This window comes from Streptomyces sp. NPDC048196, assembly GCF_040652715.1.
Lineage (GTDB): Bacteria > Actinomycetota > Actinomycetes > Streptomycetales > Streptomycetaceae > Streptomyces > Streptomyces siderophoricus.
Genome location: NZ_JBEZMM010000009.1, coordinates 137,252 through 152,864 on the forward strand (window position 1 = coordinate 137,252; position 15,613 = coordinate 152,864).

Annotated in this window: 16 protein-coding genes; 3 read left to right on the forward strand and 13 right to left on the reverse strand. The window is 73.9% G+C overall.

What is annotated here, in order from left to right:
• Positions 1–74: 74 nt before the first annotated feature.
• The 6 genes from AB0E02_RS13170 to AB0E02_RS13195 all read right to left on the reverse strand — a co-directional run bounded on the left by AB0E02_RS13170 (position 75) and on the right by AB0E02_RS13195 (position 5,968).
• Positions 75–812 carry an acetoacetate decarboxylase gene (locus AB0E02_RS13170; RefSeq protein ID WP_362138348.1) on the reverse strand — a complete coding sequence of 246 codons (738 nt, stop codon included), beginning with the start codon at positions 810–812 and terminating at the stop codon, positions 75–77.
• A gap of 35 nt (positions 813–847) precedes the next feature.
• Complete coding sequence (locus AB0E02_RS13175) at positions 848–1,633, reverse strand: crotonase/enoyl-CoA hydratase family protein (RefSeq protein ID WP_362138350.1); 786 nt, start codon at positions 1,631–1,633, stop codon at positions 848–850.
• Positions 1,634–1,760: 127 nt separating this feature from the next.
• The gene (locus tag AB0E02_RS13180; RefSeq protein ID WP_362138352.1) at positions 1,761–2,930 is read right to left on the reverse strand and encodes a CoA transferase; all 1,170 of its coding nucleotides are present in this window, start codon (positions 2,928–2,930) and stop codon (positions 1,761–1,763) included.
• A gap of 169 nt (positions 2,931–3,099) precedes the next feature.
• Complete coding sequence (locus AB0E02_RS13185) at positions 3,100–4,005, reverse strand: LysR family transcriptional regulator (protein ID WP_362138458.1); 906 nt, start codon at positions 4,003–4,005, stop codon at positions 3,100–3,102.
• Positions 4,006–4,085: 80 nt separating this feature from the next.
• Complete coding sequence (locus AB0E02_RS13190) at positions 4,086–4,565, reverse strand: acyl-CoA thioesterase (protein ID WP_362138460.1); 480 nt, start codon at positions 4,563–4,565, stop codon at positions 4,086–4,088.
• Positions 4,566–4,738: 173 nt separating this feature from the next.
• Positions 4,739–5,968 carry a S1 family peptidase gene (locus AB0E02_RS13195; protein ID WP_362138354.1) on the reverse strand — a complete coding sequence of 410 codons (1,230 nt, stop codon included), beginning with the start codon at positions 5,966–5,968 and terminating at the stop codon, positions 4,739–4,741.
• Positions 5,969–6,081: 113 nt separating this feature from the next.
• Between AB0E02_RS13195 and AB0E02_RS13200 the strand changes: the two genes are divergently transcribed.
• Positions 6,082–6,708, forward strand: coding sequence for a cell wall hydrolase (locus AB0E02_RS13200; RefSeq protein ID WP_362138355.1), 627 nt, complete (start codon positions 6,082–6,084; stop codon positions 6,706–6,708).
• 20 nt (positions 6,709–6,728) lie between these two features.
• On the opposite strand, the gene AB0E02_RS13205 is transcribed toward AB0E02_RS13200, so the two are convergent.
• Complete coding sequence (locus AB0E02_RS13205; RefSeq protein ID WP_362138357.1) at positions 6,729–8,081, reverse strand: hypothetical protein; 1,353 nt, start codon at positions 8,079–8,081, stop codon at positions 6,729–6,731.
• Between the two features lie 268 nt (positions 8,082–8,349).
• Between AB0E02_RS13205 and AB0E02_RS13210 the strand changes: the two genes are divergently transcribed.
• Positions 8,350–8,961, forward strand: a complete 612-nt coding sequence (locus AB0E02_RS13210) for a hypothetical protein (RefSeq protein ID WP_362138359.1) — start codon at positions 8,350–8,352, stop codon at positions 8,959–8,961.
• A 174-nt stretch (positions 8,962–9,135) separates the two neighbouring features.
• On the opposite strand, the gene AB0E02_RS13215 is transcribed toward AB0E02_RS13210, so the two are convergent.
• The 3 genes from AB0E02_RS13215 to AB0E02_RS13225 are packed head-to-tail and all read right to left on the reverse strand — an operon-like array spanning position 9,136 to position 12,505.
• A complete protein-coding gene (locus tag AB0E02_RS13215) occupies positions 9,136–10,296 on the reverse strand; it encodes an acyl-CoA dehydrogenase family protein (RefSeq protein ID WP_362138361.1) in 1,161 nt (386 codons plus the stop codon).
• Complete coding sequence (locus AB0E02_RS13220) at positions 10,293–11,510, reverse strand: acyl-CoA dehydrogenase family protein (protein ID WP_362138363.1); 1,218 nt, start codon at positions 11,508–11,510, stop codon at positions 10,293–10,295. The genes AB0E02_RS13215 and AB0E02_RS13220 overlap by 4 nt, the downstream gene beginning before the upstream one ends.
• Complete coding sequence (locus AB0E02_RS13225) at positions 11,507–12,505, reverse strand: NADPH:quinone oxidoreductase family protein (protein ID WP_362138365.1); 999 nt, start codon at positions 12,503–12,505, stop codon at positions 11,507–11,509. Before AB0E02_RS13225 ends, AB0E02_RS13220 begins: the two co-directional genes overlap by 4 nt.
• A 212-nt stretch (positions 12,506–12,717) precedes the next feature.
• Here AB0E02_RS13225 and AB0E02_RS13230 point away from each other — a divergent pair, with 212 nt between their 5' ends.
• Positions 12,718–13,599, forward strand: coding sequence for a helix-turn-helix transcriptional regulator (locus tag AB0E02_RS13230; protein WP_362138462.1), 882 nt, complete (start codon positions 12,718–12,720; stop codon positions 13,597–13,599).
• Here AB0E02_RS13230 and AB0E02_RS13235 read toward each other — a convergent pair.
• From AB0E02_RS13235 to AB0E02_RS13245, 3 genes are all read right to left on the reverse strand, one after another.
• Complete coding sequence (locus AB0E02_RS13235) at positions 13,543–14,154, reverse strand: glycosyl hydrolase family 18 protein (RefSeq protein ID WP_362138367.1); 612 nt, start codon at positions 14,152–14,154, stop codon at positions 13,543–13,545. The two genes, AB0E02_RS13230 and AB0E02_RS13235, sit on opposite strands and share 57 nt — an antisense overlap.
• A gap of 185 nt (positions 14,155–14,339) precedes the next feature.
• Entirely contained in the window at positions 14,340–14,822 is a 483-nt protein-coding gene (locus AB0E02_RS13240; RefSeq protein ID WP_362138369.1) for a hypothetical protein, read from the reverse strand.
• The gene (locus AB0E02_RS13245; protein WP_362138371.1) at positions 14,819–15,499 is read right to left on the reverse strand and encodes a helix-turn-helix domain-containing protein; all 681 of its coding nucleotides are present in this window, start codon (positions 15,497–15,499) and stop codon (positions 14,819–14,821) included. Before AB0E02_RS13245 ends, AB0E02_RS13240 begins: the two co-directional genes overlap by 4 nt.
• Between the last annotated feature and the right edge of the window lie 114 nt (positions 15,500–15,613).

Genomic DNA, 15,613 nt, shown 5'->3' on the forward strand with positions numbered 1-15,613 from the left:
TGAGCTGTCTGTCGGCTGTCGCTCTGCCCGGTGTCCGGCGCGCGGTCGGCCCTCGGCCGGCGCCCGGCCCGGGCTCAGGGCGCCAGGTAGTCGTGCACCGGTGTGACCGGTGACAGCGTGAGGTCGGTGACGAGGTGGCTGGCGGAGACGACCTCACGGACCGGCAGGTCGGCCAGGGGTGCGAGGACGTGGGCGAAGAGCTGGAGCCGGGCGGGGCCGGTCCAGGCGCCCTTGACCACCACGTCGCTGATTTCGGTGCGCACCAGTTGGGCGGTCCGCGGCGTGCCGTCGTATCCGGGGACGAGCTTGAGCATGAAGGTCGGCACGGTGATCTGTGCGGCCGCCTCGGCGGGGTCGAGCTCGTGGTGCTTGTAGCCCATCGTCGCGGTGGCCACCCGCAGGGTGCCGTGGTCGAGGACGCCGACCAGCGCGCCGTGGTCCACGTACAGTGCGGGAGCCCCGATGGTCTTGGGGTAGGCACCGGCTTCTCTGCCGGACGCGGTGGCCGGGAAGTTGTCCAGGTACATCGCGTGCAGGTATTCGCCCCGCTCCCCCTGGTGGCGGACCGGGATGGCCTGGCCGGCTTCGGTGTACGGCCCGTACCCGGTGACGTCGCCCATCCGCATCACCTCGAAGCGGACCAGGGGTTCGTCGATCTCCAGTGGTTCGGGGACGACGGCGCGCAGCGCGTCGCGGTCGGTGCGGTAGACGATGTTGAGGTACTCGCGGTCGGTGAAGCGCGGGACGACGGGCGGGTAGGCGGGGTTCATCAGCGGGGTGGCGAGGCGCCGGCCGATGTCGTGCTGTTCCATGGCGTTTCGTGTTCCTTTCTGCCGCTGTGGTGCCGCTACTTGCCCTGCCAGACGGGGGCGCGGCGCTCGGCGAAGGCCGTCATGCCCTCGCGGACGTCGACGGAGGCGGCCAGCGCGGTCATCTCCTCGCGCTGGGCGGCGAAGGCGGCCGGTTCGGGGGTGCCGTCGGCGGCGCGGACAACCTTCTTCACGGCGGCGAGGGCGAGGGGGGCGTTCGCCGCGAGCCGTTCGGCGAGTTCCAGTGCCACGGGGGTGGCCTGACCGGCCGGTACGACCCGGTTGGCAATCCCGAGCGCCCCGGCGCGTGCTCCGGTCACCGGCTCACCGGTCAGCAGGAGTTCCATGGCCAGGTGGTACGGGATCCGCTTGGGCAGTCGTACGGCGCCGCCGCCGGCCGCGATGAGCCCGCGGGTGACCTCCGGCAGGCCGAAGTGCGCGTCCTCGGCGGCCACGATGAGGTCGCAGGCGAGGGCGAGTTCGAAGCCGCCGCCCATGGCCCAGCCCTCGACGGCGGCAATCAGCGGTTTGGTGGTGGCGGCTTCGGTGAGCCCGCCGAAGCCACGGCCGGGGATCTCGGGCGATTCGCCGGCGAGGGCGGCCTTGAGGTCCATCCCGGCGCTGAAGGTGCCCCGGGCGCCGGTGAGGACGCCGGCCCGCAGGTCCCCGTCGCCTTCCAACTCGTCGATCGCGGCGGCTAGTTGGGCCGTCACGGCGGCGTTGACGGCGTTCCGGGCCGCGGGCCGGTCGAGGGTGATGAGCAGGGTGCGGCCGAGGCGTTCGGCGCGTACGACGGGGGCGGTGTCAGGTGTGGTCGGGGTCATGACGGGGTCCTTCGGGTGCTGAGGGAGAAGGAGAACGGGAGGGAGGAGGAGAGGGAGCGGGGAAGGCGTGCACCGGGAGGGTGGGCGGCGCGGTGGCCGGTCGCCGCGCCGTCCGGCGGCGGGGCCGTCACCGTCCGTCGGCGGCGAGTTCGTCGAAGACCTCGGTGGTGTGCTGGCCGGGCAGCGGGGCGAGCCGGCGGACCGCGCCGGGGGTGGCGGAGAAGCGCACGGGCAGGCCGATGGAGCGGATCGGGCCCTCGCTCGGGTGCTCGACCACGTCGAGGAGGTGGCCGTCCCGGACGTACGGGTCGTCGGCGGCCCGGTCCAGTTCGAGCACCGGTGCCATGGGGATGCTGTGCTTGGCGCAGATCTCTTCCCATTCCCGGGTGGTCAGGCCGGGTGCGCAGTCGGCGACGAGGTCCATCAGCGGGTCGACGTCCGCGTCGTCGATGACCGTGCCGGCCACCCGCGGGTCCTCGGCGAGGTCGGGACGGCCGGCCGCGGCGAAGAAGTCCCGGAAGTTCGCGGCGTTGTACGGCACGATGCAGGCGAGTCCGTCGGCCGTGGGGACGGCGCGGTGGCCGCGCTTCATGGAGAGCGGGAATCCGGTGGCACCGGTGGGCGGCTCGTAGACGTGGCCGGAGAGGTGCTCGACGAGGTTGAAGGCGAGGAGGGTGTCGGTCATCGGGATCTCGATGTGCTGGCCCTGTCCGGTGCGGTCGCGGTGCAGCAGGGCGGCGAGGACCGAGTGGACGATGGTCAGTCCGGCGACCTTGTCGCCGATGATGGTCGGCAGGTAGACCGGCCGCCCGAGGGCGCGGTGGGCGATGTCGACCAGGCCGGAGGAAGCCTGCACGGTTTCGTCGTACGCGGCGTGGCCGGCCCGGTCGGAGTCGCTGCGGAAGCCCTGGGCGTGCGCGTAGACCAGGCCGGGGTGGTGGGCGGCGAGGTCGGCGTAGGTGAGGCCGAGGCGGGCCAGCGGGCCGGGGCGCATGTTGGTGATGAGGACGTCGGCGGTGCCGATGAGGGCGAGGGCCCGTGCGTGGTCGGCGTCGTCCTTCAGGTTGAGCGAGACGCTGCGCTTGTTGCGGTTGACGTTCAGGTGGAGCGGGGTCATTCCGGGGGTGGTGCGGTAGTGGCCCGCCCGGATGGTGTCCGAGGGTGACTCGATCTTGATGACATCGGCGCCGAGGTCGCCCATGATCTGTGCGGCGTAGGGGCCCATCACCACCGTGGACAGGTCGATCACCCGCACGCCGGCGAGCGGTCCTCCGGCGGTCTCGGTCGTGGCGTCCATTGTCGCTCCCGCGGAAAGTAGGTGTACTGCGAATGTTTCCGTTGTCGACGGTAGGCGAGACGCCGCGAAATGAGAACGATCAAGAAGCGAAGAGGGGTATGACCACAGCGGTCATACCCCGGCCACAGGAGTGTTTATCGATGAGCAGGTCGGCACGCCGAATCCGCGCTCAGGCGGAAAGCTCCTCGGCGAAAATACGGCGGGCCTCGGCCACCAGGCACGCCAGGTCGCCGCCGGATTCCGCCCGGTCCTTGCGGAACAGCAGCCCGGTGACCAGCTCGGCCGGAAAATCCACCACGGGCAGCACGATCACGTTCTCCAGCCGGTAATTGTGCATCGGGCTTTCGGTGGAGAGCATCGTCAGGGAGAAGGCGAGACCGCCGGAAACGAGTTCCGAGGCCCCCGCATAATCGGAACTGTTGATGCGAATTCTTTTCCGCACGCCCGCGGAATTCAGCCGGGCATCGATTTCGTCGAAATAGGCGGGGAGGGCTTCGGGGGCGGTGGCCACATAGGGCAGGTCCCGCAGGTCGTCGACGGTGAGCGACTCCCGGCCGGCGAACCGGTCGGCGGGCACCGCCGCGCCGAGCCGTTCCCGCATCACCTCGATGATCCCGAGCGCCGGGTCGGCGACCGGCAGCCGGACCAGCGCCAGCGCCAGCCGGCCGTCCCGGACCGCCTCGGCCAGCCCGGTCGACCTGCCGGGCCAGCGCTTGAGTTCGTACGCCTCCCGGCCGGCGTCCGCGAGCTCCCGGACCCGGTCGCGCAGCGCGGGGTGCACCCCGGACGGCATCCCGATCAGCAGGGTGGTGCGCTGCGGGCGGACGGCCTCGCGCAGCCGCCAGGGAATGGAGTTGACGCGGTCGAGCACGTCCCGGGCCATCGGCAGCAGGGCCGCACCGGCCGGGGTCAGCGCGACGCGGTGGGTGGTCCGCTCGAACAGCGGCTGGCCCAGCTCCCGTTCGAGGTCCTTGATGCGCTGGCTCAAGGGAGAGGCCGCCATGTGCAACCTGCGTGCCGCCTGGGAGAAGTTCAGCTCTTCGGCCACGGCTACGAAGTAGCGCAGGTGCAGCATGTCCACACGGTCACCCTACCCGCGCGGCAGGGCGCCCCCGGCGGACCGGACCACCGCCCGGCCGGTGGACGGCCCACGGCTCACTGCCCGGTCAGGCCCAGCGGCGCCGGGTCCCCGGCCAGCTCGCGCAGGGCCGCCCGCGGGTCGGGCAGCAGCGTGCGCTCGGCGAGGTCCAGCACTCCGCAGACCGCGCTCACCTCGGCGGCCACCGTGCCGTCGGCCTTGCGGACGGTCTGCTCGATGCGGAAGGTCCGACCCTCGCCCCATACGAAGGCGCAGCTCACCTCGACCTCATCACCGGCCCGGAGCTCCCGCCGGTAGCGGATGGTGGTCTCCAGGGTCACCGGGCCGATACGCCGGTCCACCATGGCGCTCTGCCGGATGCCGCTCGCCTGGAGCAACGACCAGCGGGCGTGCTCGGCGTACTGGAGGTAGACGCTCTGGTTGAGATGGCCCTGGGTGTCCGTCTCGTACCCCCGTACGGTGACCCGCACGGCGAACGGCTCCGCCGCCTCGGACCCAGCCACCGGCTCCCCCGCTCCCGCCACCGTCACTCCCACTGCCACTCCCCGCGATTCCTTGGCCATGGCCATGGCCGTCGGTGGCCCATCGTAGGCGCGGGTGATCGGCGCCGGGGGGCTTTTCTCTCCGGCACCAGCGGTACCCACGGCACCGAGCGCACCGGCGGCACCGGCGGACGCCGGGAGGCGCTTCCCGCGCCCACGGCGATCCGTCAGGGGCTTCCCGTCTTCAGGCGGAGGTTCCACTTGGTGAGGGGCTTGGTGATGGGCTGGAAGATGGTGACGGTGTCGCCGCCGAAGTTGCCGCAGGTCGCGGCGCCGCCGCCGGAGTGGACGCCGACCGCCATCGGGGCGTTGGGCTGGGTGACGTACGAGCCGCCCGAATCCCCGGCCGCGGAACAGGCGTTGGTGTAGCCGAGCCCGTCGATGATCGTGGTGCCGTAGTCCACGGTCTGGTCGATCCGGGTGATCTCCCCGCAGTGCCAGCCGCTGGACTGCCCCGAGCGGCAGATCGACATGCCGGCCAGTCCCTCCTGCGAGCCGGTGACGGCGACGGGGGTGCCGCCCTGCCCGGCCACCGCCGAGCCGACGGTCCACCCCGGCTGATCGACCCGGACCAGCCCGAAGTCGCCCTCGTGGCCGTTGACGCTGTAGTTGCCGCCCGGATTGGAGGTTCCCATCCGGGTGCCGTCCTTGCCGAACGCGGCCTGATCGGGCGTCAGGGTGCAGTGGCCGGCCGTCAGGAAGCCCTGGAACCCCTGCGGGCCGGTCACCGAGAAGCCGATCGAGCAGATGCCCTCGCTGCCGGGCATCCAGCGCTCACCGCCGACGACCGTGCCGCCCTGCTGACGCGGTGTCTGGTTGCTGCGTTCGACGGTGATCCGCACCTTCGCGCGGGTGCCGAGGTCGCGGAGGCCCTTCTCGAAGGCGGCCGTCCGGGCGGTGTGCTTGGTGCGGTCGACGCGGATCACGAGTCCGTTGGCCCGCTCGTCCACGCCCCAGCCGGTGACCCCGGGGACGCCCTTGCCGACCCGGCCGGCGACCTTGTGCACCAGCGCGGTCAGCACGGCGCGGCTGTGCCGTACGGTCTTGGGGATCGCGCCGGCCGCCTTCACCCGCTGGGCGTCGGCGGGACCGGTCACCGCGACCACGAGCTTGCCGCTCGTCCGGTCGAACCACATGCCGGCGGGCGGCGTGGCGAGCGCCCGGCGGACCGCGGCCGCGGCACGGTGCGCGTCGGCCTCCTGCGCGAGCCGGGTGCGCACCTGTTCCGCGGTCAGCCGGAGGTCCCGGCGCATCGCGTCGAGCAGACCGCGCGGGGAGGGCTGGGGCGTGGGCCTGGGGAGCGGTACGGAGTGCGCCGGGCCGAGCGGGCCGACGGTCGCCATGACGGCGGCGACGGCCGCGCACCGTAGTGCTGCCTTGCGGAAGCGGGGTTCCATCGGGGGTCTCCTCGCGGTGTCGGGTGCACGTCGGATCCGATGGGCCGAGCGTGCGGGACACCGGCGCGGGCGGCACGAGGAGATCCCCCGCAGATCCCCCGCATCATGGGGAGATGACCATCGACAGAAGCCGCCAAGTCCCCACAGTTCACGGCCCGGTGGCCTTCGACGCCCTGCCGCCCGCGCTGCGCAACGTGACCTACTCGGGCGCCCGCCATCCGGGAGCGACGGCACCTGAATGCCCGTCAGGCGGGGGACGGGGCGGGGGCGGAGACAGCGGCCCGGGCGACTTCGACGGCCCTGGCGGTCCGGACGGCCTTGGCGGCCCGGGCGGGTTCGGCGGCCCCGGTGGCTCCGGCGGTTCTGGTGGCTCCGGCGGTTTCGCCGAGCTGGCCGGGGGCGCCAACTGCCAGCGCTACGCGTACGCCGTACTGCGCCACTTCGGGCTGGAGGTGCCGCCGTTGCGCTCGGCGGAGTTGTGGGCGGACACCGTGGCGACCCGGCGGGCCGGGCGCCCGCGGCCGCTGGACCTGGTGCTCTTCGATGCCGGACCGAACCGGGACCGGCCCGAGGGGTACGGCGCCCATGTGGGCGTGCATCTGGGACCCGATGCGGTGCTGCATCTCTGCCGCGAGGTGGGCCGGCCCGCGGTCTGGTGCTTTGCGGACTTCGCGGCGCGGACCCGGTACGCGCGGTTCCTCGGGGTCAAGCGGGTGCGGGGCACGACGCCGGACCGGTGAGCCCCCGGGGGCGGGGCGTCTCAGAACCCGCCGTCGCCCCCGCCGCCGAAGCCGCCCCCGTCGAAGCCGCCGCCGTCACCGAAGCCGCCGCTGAAGTCGTCGGGGTTGAAGTCGGCGCCCGAGTAGTCGCCGCCGTCGACGCCCGCGGGCCCGCCGAAGTCGGCGCCGTAGGCGGGGGACGACATCATGACGTTGCCGAGCAGGGTGCCGACGAGCAGGCCGGGCAGCAGGCCGCCGCCGAAGTAGCCGCCGGCCCAGGGGGCGTAGGCCGGGCCCGCGTCCCAGTACGGGCGGTCGCCGCTCTCGGTGCGGACCGTGCGGGCCAGCGGCTCGCGGCCGTCGTCCAGCCGGCTCTTGTCCGCGGCGCAGACCGGGACGATGCGCTCGGCGCCGCCGGGCGGGGCCCAGGCGGCGTCGACGACGGACGGGCCGTGCCGCGGGTCGAAGAAGCAGGGCAGCCGGCGCTCGGGCAGCGGCCGGCCCTCGCGGCGCGCGGCGAGCGTGGCCAGCGAGAACCGGCCGTCCTCCAGGGCCTGGGTCACCGCCTGCACATCGCCGGGGTGCTGGGCCGCCGCCATCGCCGACTTCGCGTTCTCGTACGCGTCCAGGGCATGGCTGTAGTCCGCACGCATCGCGTCGTCGGCGCCGGGCTCGTCGGGCCGGAAGTCGAGCCGGTCGAGTTCCTCGCCGAAGGCGGTGATGTCCTCGTCGACGACGGTGCGCAGCTGCTCCAGCGCGGCCCGCTCCTCCTCCTGGCGCCGCCGGCGGTTGCGGCGGGCGAGGGCGTACGCGCCTCCGCCGCCGACGACCAGCAGCACGCCGAGGCCGATCGCGGTCCCCGAGTCGAAGCCGGCGCCGCCGGTGCCGCCCCAGGAGTCGGGGGCGTGGCCGCGGGCCGACCGGTTGGCGGTGTCGACGAAGCTGTTCAGCCGCTCGCCGACGGTCGGGTAGGTGGTGCGCTTCACCGAGCCGACGAGGTTCTGCACCGCGTTGCGGGGCATCACCTGCGGGTCGGCGCCGGCGTTGAAGCCGTTGCCGAGTTCGACGGCGTAGACCCCGGCGATGCCGACCTTGGTCCGCAGATCGCGGAGCAGGGTGCTGGGCGGGTAGTCCGCGGTGCGCGGCAGCACGGCCACGAAGACCGGCTTGTCGGCGTCCTTGATCTTCTTGGCCAGCGCGTCGGCGTCGGCCGTGGAGAACTGTCCCGCGGCGCGCGGATCGACGTAGACCGGGCCCTTTTTCAGGGCGGCCGCGGCATCGTCCAGACCGCCCGCCGCGTGCGCGCCGGGCGCCAGCACGGCGGCCACCGCCAGCAGCGCGGCCACCAGCAGCAGAACGGGTCCGATCAGCGCACGACGAGTTGCGGTGTTCATGGGTTCGACGCTACCCGAACCGCACTTTCAGGACATCACCGGTCGGGTTCGGGATCTCGCAGGCCGGGTGCGGGACCTCGCACGGCGGGTGCGGGGCGTCGCCGGTCGAGGTGCCGGGAGCGGGTCCGGTCGGGGGGATTCTCCTGCGTCGCCCGGGGTCTGTCGCGCCGGAAATGGCCATCGGGGTGGTCGCTCCGCGCGTCGTTTTTGGCGGTCGGAGTGCCGGGGATGCTCCGGCTCGTCCCTCCCCCGAGGAAACGAGGAGACGATGTCCAGGGCGATCTCGATAGCCACGAACCTCGCCGTCGCCGTTGCCGCCACCGCCGTCGGGTGCATGACGGTGGTCACCCTGGCGCCGGGAAATCCGGACGACGGAACGAGCCGGTTCCGGTCCGTGAGCGCTCCGGCCGCGGCGGTCGGGCCGGACGGTTCGGCGGCGCGGGCCGCCACCTCCGCCCTGGGCGTGCGCGCCGGCCGCCCGGGCGCCTCCGGACCGGACGGCCCGGAGGCGGTGGCCGGACCGGACCCGATGTCCGGGCCCGATGCGGTGGCCGGGCCGGATGCGGTGGCCGTGGGCGGGCGGATCGAGGTGACCGCGCCGCCGGCCGGTCTCAGCTACCGTCCGCACGGCAGCCTCCCGGTCGCCTGGAAGAACACCACCGGGCGGCAGGTGGACGTCTGGCTCAACGCCGGGATGGGCCACGGCCGGCCGCCGCAGCGGCTGGCCGTGGTGGCGCCCAAGGCGGGCGACGGGCCGACGGGCGAGGCGCTGGTGACCCTGCCCCAAGTGCCGCCGGGGCCGCACTACTTCCTGGAGGTGGCCACCGCCGGTGACGCCGCGGTCCACGCGTTCAGCAAACCCTTCGCCATCACCGGCTGACCGGGGAATACCCCATACCCGGGAATAGCCTCCACCCGGCCGACGTTGGGGCCCCGAAGGGGGGCACCCGTCCCCTACGGGATCTGTTCGACCACCCCCTACGGGCCCCCACGCCGCCCGCCCCCGCCACGAGCCCCTCGACATGCACCCCTACGGCCCCTCGCCGCGCACCCCCTACGGCGCCCCCAGGTCCACCAGCTCCGCCAGTGCTTCCCGGTGGCGGCCGGGGGTGCCCAGGGTGAGTTCGTCGCTCTTGGCGCGCTTGAGGTAGAGGTGGGCCGGGTGTTCCCAGGTCATACCGATCCCGCCGTGGAGTTGGATGCATTCCTCGGCGGCGCGGACCGCGACCGGGGCGCAGTACGCCTGGGCGACGGCCACCGCCACCGGGGCGTCCGGGCTGCCGGTGGCCAGTGCGTCCGCGGCGTTGCGGGCCGCGGCGCGGGCCGAGGCGACCTCCAGCCAGAGGGCGGCCATCCGGTGCTTGAGCGCCTGGAACGAGCCGATCGGGCGGCCGAACTGGGTGCGCTCGGCCGTGTGGCGCACGGTTTCGGCCAGGCACCACTCGGCGATGCCGAGTTGTTCGGAGGCGAGCAGTCCGGCCCCGGTGAGCAGGGCCGTGGCGACGGCTTCCCGGGCCCGGTCGCCGGTGGCCAGCAGGCGGCCGCGGGCGCCGTCGAGGCCGACGTGGGCCAGCGGGCGGGTGAGGTCGAGCGGGGTGACGCGCTCGGTGCGTACGCCGTCCGCCGCGGTCTCGACCGCGAACAGGGCGGGGCCCTCGGGGCCCTGGGCGGGGACCAGCAGCAGGTCGGCGGCCGCGGCGTCGGCGACCGAGGTCACCCGGCCGGTCAGCGTGCCGTCCGCGGCGGCCCGTACGGTCGGCGCGGGCGGGCCGCCCGGCGCGGTGGTCAAGGGGACCGCGAGCGCGCCGACGGTGGTGCCGGCGGCGAGCGCGGTCAGTGCCCCGGCCACCTCGGCGTCCTCGTGGTCGCAGCCGAGCAGGGCGGTCACCGCGAGGACCGCGCTGGTCAGGTAGGGGACGGGCGCGACGGCGCGGCCCAGTTCCTCCAGGACGACGGCGGCCTCCCGGGTGCCGGCGCCCGCGCCGCCGAACTTCTCCGGGACCAGCAGGCCGGCGGTGCCGATCTCCGTGGCGAGCGACCGCCACAACGCGGCGTCGTAGGGCACGTCCGACTCGACGGCGGCGAGCACCGTGGCCGGATCGCTGCGGTCGGTGAGCAGGGCCCGTACGGCGTCGCGCAGGGCTTCCTCGTCGTCGGAGTAGAGGAGGTCGGGGTCGGGTGCCGGGGCGTCGGCGGGGCAGGTCTCGGTGGTCATCGGGGGAGGTCCTTCCACGCGACGTCCTTGTCGGTGCGCGGCTCGGGCGGCAGGCCCAATACGCGTTCGGCGACGATGTTGAGCAGCACTTCGGAGGTGCCTCCTTCGATGGAGTTCCCCTTGGCGCGCAGATAGCGGTAGCCGGCCTCGCGTCCGGTGAAGTCGACGCCCTCGGGGCGGCGCATCGTCCAGTCGTCATAGGTCAGTCCGTCCTCGCCGAGGAACTCCACCTCCCAGCCGCTGATCTCCTGGGCGAGCCGGGCGAAGGCCAGTTTCATGCCGCTGCCCTCGGGGCCGGGCTGACCCTTGGTGAGCTGCTGGCGCAGCCGTTCGCCGGTGAGCCGGGCGACCTCGGCGTCCACCCAGAGGGTCAGCAGCCGTTGGTGCAGGTCGTGGGTGCGCAGTTCGGGGCGGGCGCGCCAGTCGGCGGTGGCGACGCCGATCATGCCGCCTTCGCGGGGGATCCGGTTGCCGCCGATGGCGACCCGTTCGTTCATCAGCGTGGTCTGGGCGACCTTCCAGCCCTCGCCCACCTCGCCGAGGCGGTGGGCGTCGGGGATGCGGACGCCGGTGAGGAAGACCTCGTTGAACTCGGCCTCGCCGGTGATCTGGCGCAGCGGCCGCACCTCGACGCCGGGGTCGGTCATATCGCAGACGAAGTAGCTGATGCCGCGGTGTTTGGGCAGGTCGGGGTCGGTGCGGGCGATGAGGATGGCCCAGCGGGCCAGGTGGGCGCTGGAGGTCCACACCTTCTGGCCGTCGACCACCCAGTGTCCCCCACTCTCGGCTCCGCTCGACCGGGAGGTGCCCCCATCGTCGCGGACCGCGCGGGTGGCGAGGGCCGCGAGGTCGGAGCCGGCGCCGGGTTCGCTGAACAGCTGGCACCAGACTTCCTCGCCGGTCCACAGGGGGCGCAGGAAGCGTTGTTTCTGTTCGTCGGTGCCGAACCGGAGGATGGTGGGGGCGGCCATGCCCAGGCCGATGCCGATCCGGCCGGGGTCGTTGCCGGGTGCGCCGGCGGCGGCCAGTTCGGCGTCCACGACGGTCTGCAGCGAGCGGGACGCGTCCAGGCCGCCGAGGCCCGCGGGGAAGTGCACCCAGGCCAGGCCGGCGTCGAAGCGGGCGCGCAGGAAGTCCAGCCGGTCGGTGGTGGCGGGCGGGTGCGCGGCGAGGAGGGCGGCGGTGCGGCGGCGGAGGTCTGCGGCGTCGGTCATCGTGCCTCCTCGGCGGTGGGGACGACGACGAGGCGGCCGACGGAGGTGCCGTCGGCGACGCGCTGTACGGCGTCGGCGGCGGCCGCCAGCGGGACCCGGTCGCCGATCAGTGGCTTGATCGCGCCCTGGGTGGCGAGTGCGGTGAGTTCCTTGTGGCAGGCGTCGACGGCGGCCGGGTCCTTGGTGTTGTAGAGGCCCCAGTGCAGGCCGAGGATGGCGTAGTTCTTGACCAGGGCGTGGTTGAGGGCCGGGGAGGGGATGGTGCCGCCGGCGAAGCCGACGACGAGGATGCGGCCCTCGAAGGCGATGCACTTGGTGGATTTGGTGTAGGCGTCGCCGCCCACGGGGTCGTAGACGACGTCGGCGCCGCGGCCGCCGGTGGCGTCCTTCACGGCGGCGACGAGGTCGTCCGTGTGCCGGTCGATGACCAGGTCGCAGCCGAGTTCCCGGGCGGTGCGGGCCTTGTCGGCGCCGCCGACCACGCCGATGACCCGGGCGCCGGCGGCCTTGCCGAGCTGTACGGCGGCGCTGCCGACGCCGCCGGCCGCGGCGTGCACCAGCAGGGTTTCGCCGGCCTGGAGGCGGGCGCGGCGGTGCAGGCCGAACCAGCCGGTCTGGTAGCCGATGTGGAGGGCGGCGGCCTCGGCGTCGTCCAGGGCCTCGGGGGCCGGGCGTACGGTCGCGGCGTCGGCCACCGCGAGTTCGGCGAAGCCGCCGGCCGGCAGCGGCGGCTGGGCCAGGACCCGGGTGCCGGGTTCCGCGTCGGCGCCGTCGCCGGCGGCGAGCACCTCGCCGCAGATCTCCACGCCGGGGGTGAACGGCAGCGGTGGCCGCACCTGGTAGTGGCCGCGGCAGAGCAGGGCGTCGGGGAAGTTGACGTTGGCGGCCCGTACCCGCAGCAGCAGCTGCCCCGGTCCCGGCTGGGGGTCCGGTACCTCCTCCAGCCGCATCACTTCACGCGGCTCGCCGTTCGCGTGTACGCGCCATGCCTTCACCTGGTGCCTCCGAAAGATGTGGGTACGCGGGTGGGGCGGGGGACGCGCCGGCCCCTCGCCATGGGCATACTAAGCGGTCGGTATCTCTGGGGGAACAGGAAATCGGCCCGGTGAGGGAACGGTCTCAGCCTGGTACTCACAGGGTCAGGCTGCGGCCCGCGCGATGGCGGAGACTGACGGGCATGGACGTACCCGTGAGCGACGCACCCGCGATGGACCGGCCCGCCGAGTTGGGGAGTTTCCTGCGCAGCCGCCGGGCCCGGCTCCGCCCGGAGGACGTCGGCCTGGTCTCCTACGGCGGGCGGCGCCGGGTTCCGGGGCTGCGGCGTGAGGAGCTGGCGCAGCTGGCCGGGGTCAGCGTCGCGTACTACACGCGGCTGGAGCAGGGGCAGAGCCACCAGGCCTCGGAAGGGGTGCTGGACGCGCTGGCCCGTGCGCTGCGCCTGTGCCCCGACGAGCAGGCGTATCTGCGGGAGCTGGCCCGGCCGGCCCGGGGGCGCCGGCGGCCGGCGGTCCGCCACGACAAGGCGCGTCCGGGGGTGCGGCGGCTGCTCGCGGCCATGGCGGACGTACCGGCGGTGGCGCTCGGGCCGCGCTTCGAGATCCTGGCCTGGAACCGCCTCGGCCACGCGCTGATCGCCGGGCATCTGGACTTCGGCAGCCCCGGCCGCCCGCTGGACCGCCCCAATGCGCAGCGGCTGCTCTTCCTCGACCCGCACACCCGTGAGCTGTACCCGGAGCGGGAGGAGGAGCTGCGGCGCGCGGTCTCGGCGCTGCGGGTGGCCGCCGGGCAGCGGCCGGACGATGCGCAACTGGCCGCGCTGATCGGCGAGTTGTCGATGAAGAGCGCGGAGTTCAGCGCGCTGTGGTCCCGGCACGCCGTGCACAACTGCACCTTCGGCACCAAGCGGTTCCATCATCCGCTGGTGGGTGAGCTGGTGCTGGACTTCGAGATGATGCGGACGCCGGACGGTTCCGGGCAGGGCGTGCTGATGTACACGGCCGAGGAGGGTTCGCCGTCCGAGGCGGCGCTGCGGCTACTCGCCGCGGAGTGCGGCCCAGACGTCCGGGTCCTCGAACCCGAGCGCCCATAGGCCGGTGCCCCGCACCCCGTACGCGCGCAGCAGTGGCAGATGGGCCCGGACGCCGCGGGCGTCCTGGTACCAGACCTGGTGCTCGGTGCCGTCATTGCGGTAGGTGAAGTGCGGGGTGCCGGAGGCGGCGTCGAAGAGGTGGTCGGCGCCCTCGCGTGCGCGCAGCGCCTCGGCCTCCTTCCAGGTCAGGTGGGCGGCGTGGCCGGTGGTGCCGGTGACCCAGTCCCAGCCGTAGCCGGGGAAGGCGACCTCGATCTTGTGGGGCGCGATGGTGTCGGTGGCGTGGCGCAGGAACGCGTCGTACCAGTCGGTGGAGGACAGCGGGCCGGGTTCGCCGCCCGACCAGGGCAGGTCGTAGCCCATGAGGCGGATGCGGTCGGCGGACCGGCCGAGGCGTGCGTAGTCGAAGGCGCTGCCCGTGCCGTCGGTCCGGGCGAGGACGGTGACCACGCACTCCTTGTCGCGGTCGTGCAGCCGGGCGCACAACTCCCGGACCAGGGTGCGGTATCCGGTCCGCACCCGTTCCCGGGCCTGCCGGTCGCCGGTGAGGGCCATGGTCTCGTAGTCCAGGTCGCTGACGCACCGTCAGCGCGGCCGAACGGGAGCGGGGCGGGGTGCGGCCGGGTGGTGAACGGAGGCGGGATGGGGCCGGGTTGGGTCCGCCGCCGCTGTCGCTTGCCTGGGCCCCGCTGTCGCTTGCCTGCGTCACCGCTGTCACTTACGCGCGTCCCCGCCGCCGTTCAGGTGCGTCCCGCGCGCTGCTGGGCGTCCCGGAGGGTGCTGGACGGGGTGGCCCACCGGGCCCGGACGACCGTGAAGCCGGCCGCTTCGAAGGCGTCGCAGACCTGCTCGTCGTCGTCGACGACATGGCGGATCTCGCGGTGCCGGGCGATCCGGCGCAGCGTTTCCAGCTTGGTGTGGCGGGCCGGGCGCCGGTCGTGGTCGGGCCGCATCCACACCTCGCCCGGCGGCAGGCCGTGCCGGGCCAGCCAGTCCAGGGTGTCGCGGCGGCAGCGCTCGGGGCGGCCGGTGAGGTAGCCGACCTCGCTGTCCTCGGCGCTGCGCAGCGCCAGCGCCACGCCCTCGCCGAGCGGGGGGTCGTCGGTGGCCGCGGCGAAGAAGGCCGGCCAGTCGCGCGGGGTGCGCCGCAGCCAGTGCTGCCGGTGGCCGGTGTCGGCAAGGGTGTTGTCGAGGTCGAAGAGGGCGAGGGGGCGCTGCGTCATGCCGTGGTCGCCTTCCGCCGGTGGGCCTCGTCGGGCCCGGGGGCTGTGTCGTCCCCGTCGGCCGCGCCGGTTTCGGGGCGGGTGACCGCGATCCGGCCGGCGGCGATGGCCTGGGCGACGGAGAGGTGGTCGTGGGCGAGGTCGGCGCAGGTCGCGGTGTCCATGTGGAGCCGGACGTCGGGGTGCTCGGCGGGGCCGTCGGCGTAGCCGGGGCCGGTGTCGCCGGAGAGCAGGACGTGGAACCGGCCCTCGTCGAGGGTGATGTCGACGACGTCGGTGCCGTCGGTGAAGTGCCCGGCGAGCCGGGCCAGGAGGGGGACCGCGAACCAGTGGGCGCGCACCGCGTCGGTCGGCCGCTTCGTGTCGAGGGCGGGGGCGCCCCAGTCGGCGAGGGCGGTGAGCGCGGGCAGCAGGGCCCGGCCGCGGTCGGTGAGGGCGTAGACGGAGGCGGCGCCGGGCGGGGCGAGCCGGCGGCGGGTGACCAGGCCGTCGCGTTCCATGTCCTTCAGGCGGGAGGCGAGCATGTCCGTGCTGACGCCGGGGAGATCGGCGTGCAGGTCGGTGTAGCGCCGGGAGCCGCCGAGGAGTTCCCGGACGATCAGGAGCGTCCAGCGGTCGCCCACGGCGTCCAGGGCCCGGGCGACGGCACAGTACTGGTCATAGCTTCGGCGCGGCATGGCTCCAGCATAGACAGAGGTTGGACTTTCCAAGTCGCGACTTGGTAAAACCAAGTACGGTGTGATGACGACGAGTGCTGCCGCGCCGCGCGGCGGGCGAGGACCAGGAGGCCG

Bases quoted from the DNA above. Each gene is read 5' to 3' on its own strand.
- AB0E02_RS13170 (WP_362138348.1), bottom strand. From the start codon at position 812: ATGGAACAGCACGACATCGGCCGGCGCCTCGCCACCCCGCTGATGAAC.
- AB0E02_RS13175 (WP_362138350.1), bottom strand. From the start codon at position 1,633: ATGACCCCGACCACACCTGACACCGCCCCCGTCGTACGCGCCGAACGC.
- AB0E02_RS13180 (WP_362138352.1), bottom strand. From the start codon at position 2,930: ATGGACGCCACGACCGAGACCGCCGGAGGACCGCTCGCCGGCGTGCGG.
- AB0E02_RS13185 (WP_362138458.1), bottom strand. From the start codon at position 4,005: ATGCTGCACCTGCGCTACTTCGTAGCCGTGGCCGAAGAGCTGAACTTC.
- AB0E02_RS13195 (WP_362138354.1), bottom strand. From the start codon at position 5,968: ATGGAACCCCGCTTCCGCAAGGCAGCACTACGGTGCGCGGCCGTCGCC.
- AB0E02_RS13200 (WP_362138355.1), top strand. From the start codon at position 6,082: ATGACCATCGACAGAAGCCGCCAAGTCCCCACAGTTCACGGCCCGGTG.
- AB0E02_RS13205 (WP_362138357.1), bottom strand. From the start codon at position 8,081: ATGAACACCGCAACTCGTCGTGCGCTGATCGGACCCGTTCTGCTGCTG.
- AB0E02_RS13210 (WP_362138359.1), top strand. From the start codon at position 8,350: ATGTCCAGGGCGATCTCGATAGCCACGAACCTCGCCGTCGCCGTTGCC.
- AB0E02_RS13215 (WP_362138361.1), bottom strand. From the start codon at position 10,296: ATGACCACCGAGACCTGCCCCGCCGACGCCCCGGCACCCGACCCCGAC.
- AB0E02_RS13220 (WP_362138363.1), bottom strand. From the start codon at position 11,510: ATGACCGACGCCGCAGACCTCCGCCGCCGCACCGCCGCCCTCCTCGCC.
- AB0E02_RS13230 (WP_362138462.1), top strand. From the start codon at position 12,718: ATGGACCGGCCCGCCGAGTTGGGGAGTTTCCTGCGCAGCCGCCGGGCC.
- AB0E02_RS13235 (WP_362138367.1), bottom strand. From the start codon at position 14,154: ATGGCCCTCACCGGCGACCGGCAGGCCCGGGAACGGGTGCGGACCGGA.
- AB0E02_RS13240 (WP_362138369.1), bottom strand. From the start codon at position 14,822: ATGACGCAGCGCCCCCTCGCCCTCTTCGACCTCGACAACACCCTTGCC.
- AB0E02_RS13245 (WP_362138371.1), bottom strand. From the start codon at position 15,499: ATGCCGCGCCGAAGCTATGACCAGTACTGTGCCGTCGCCCGGGCCCTG.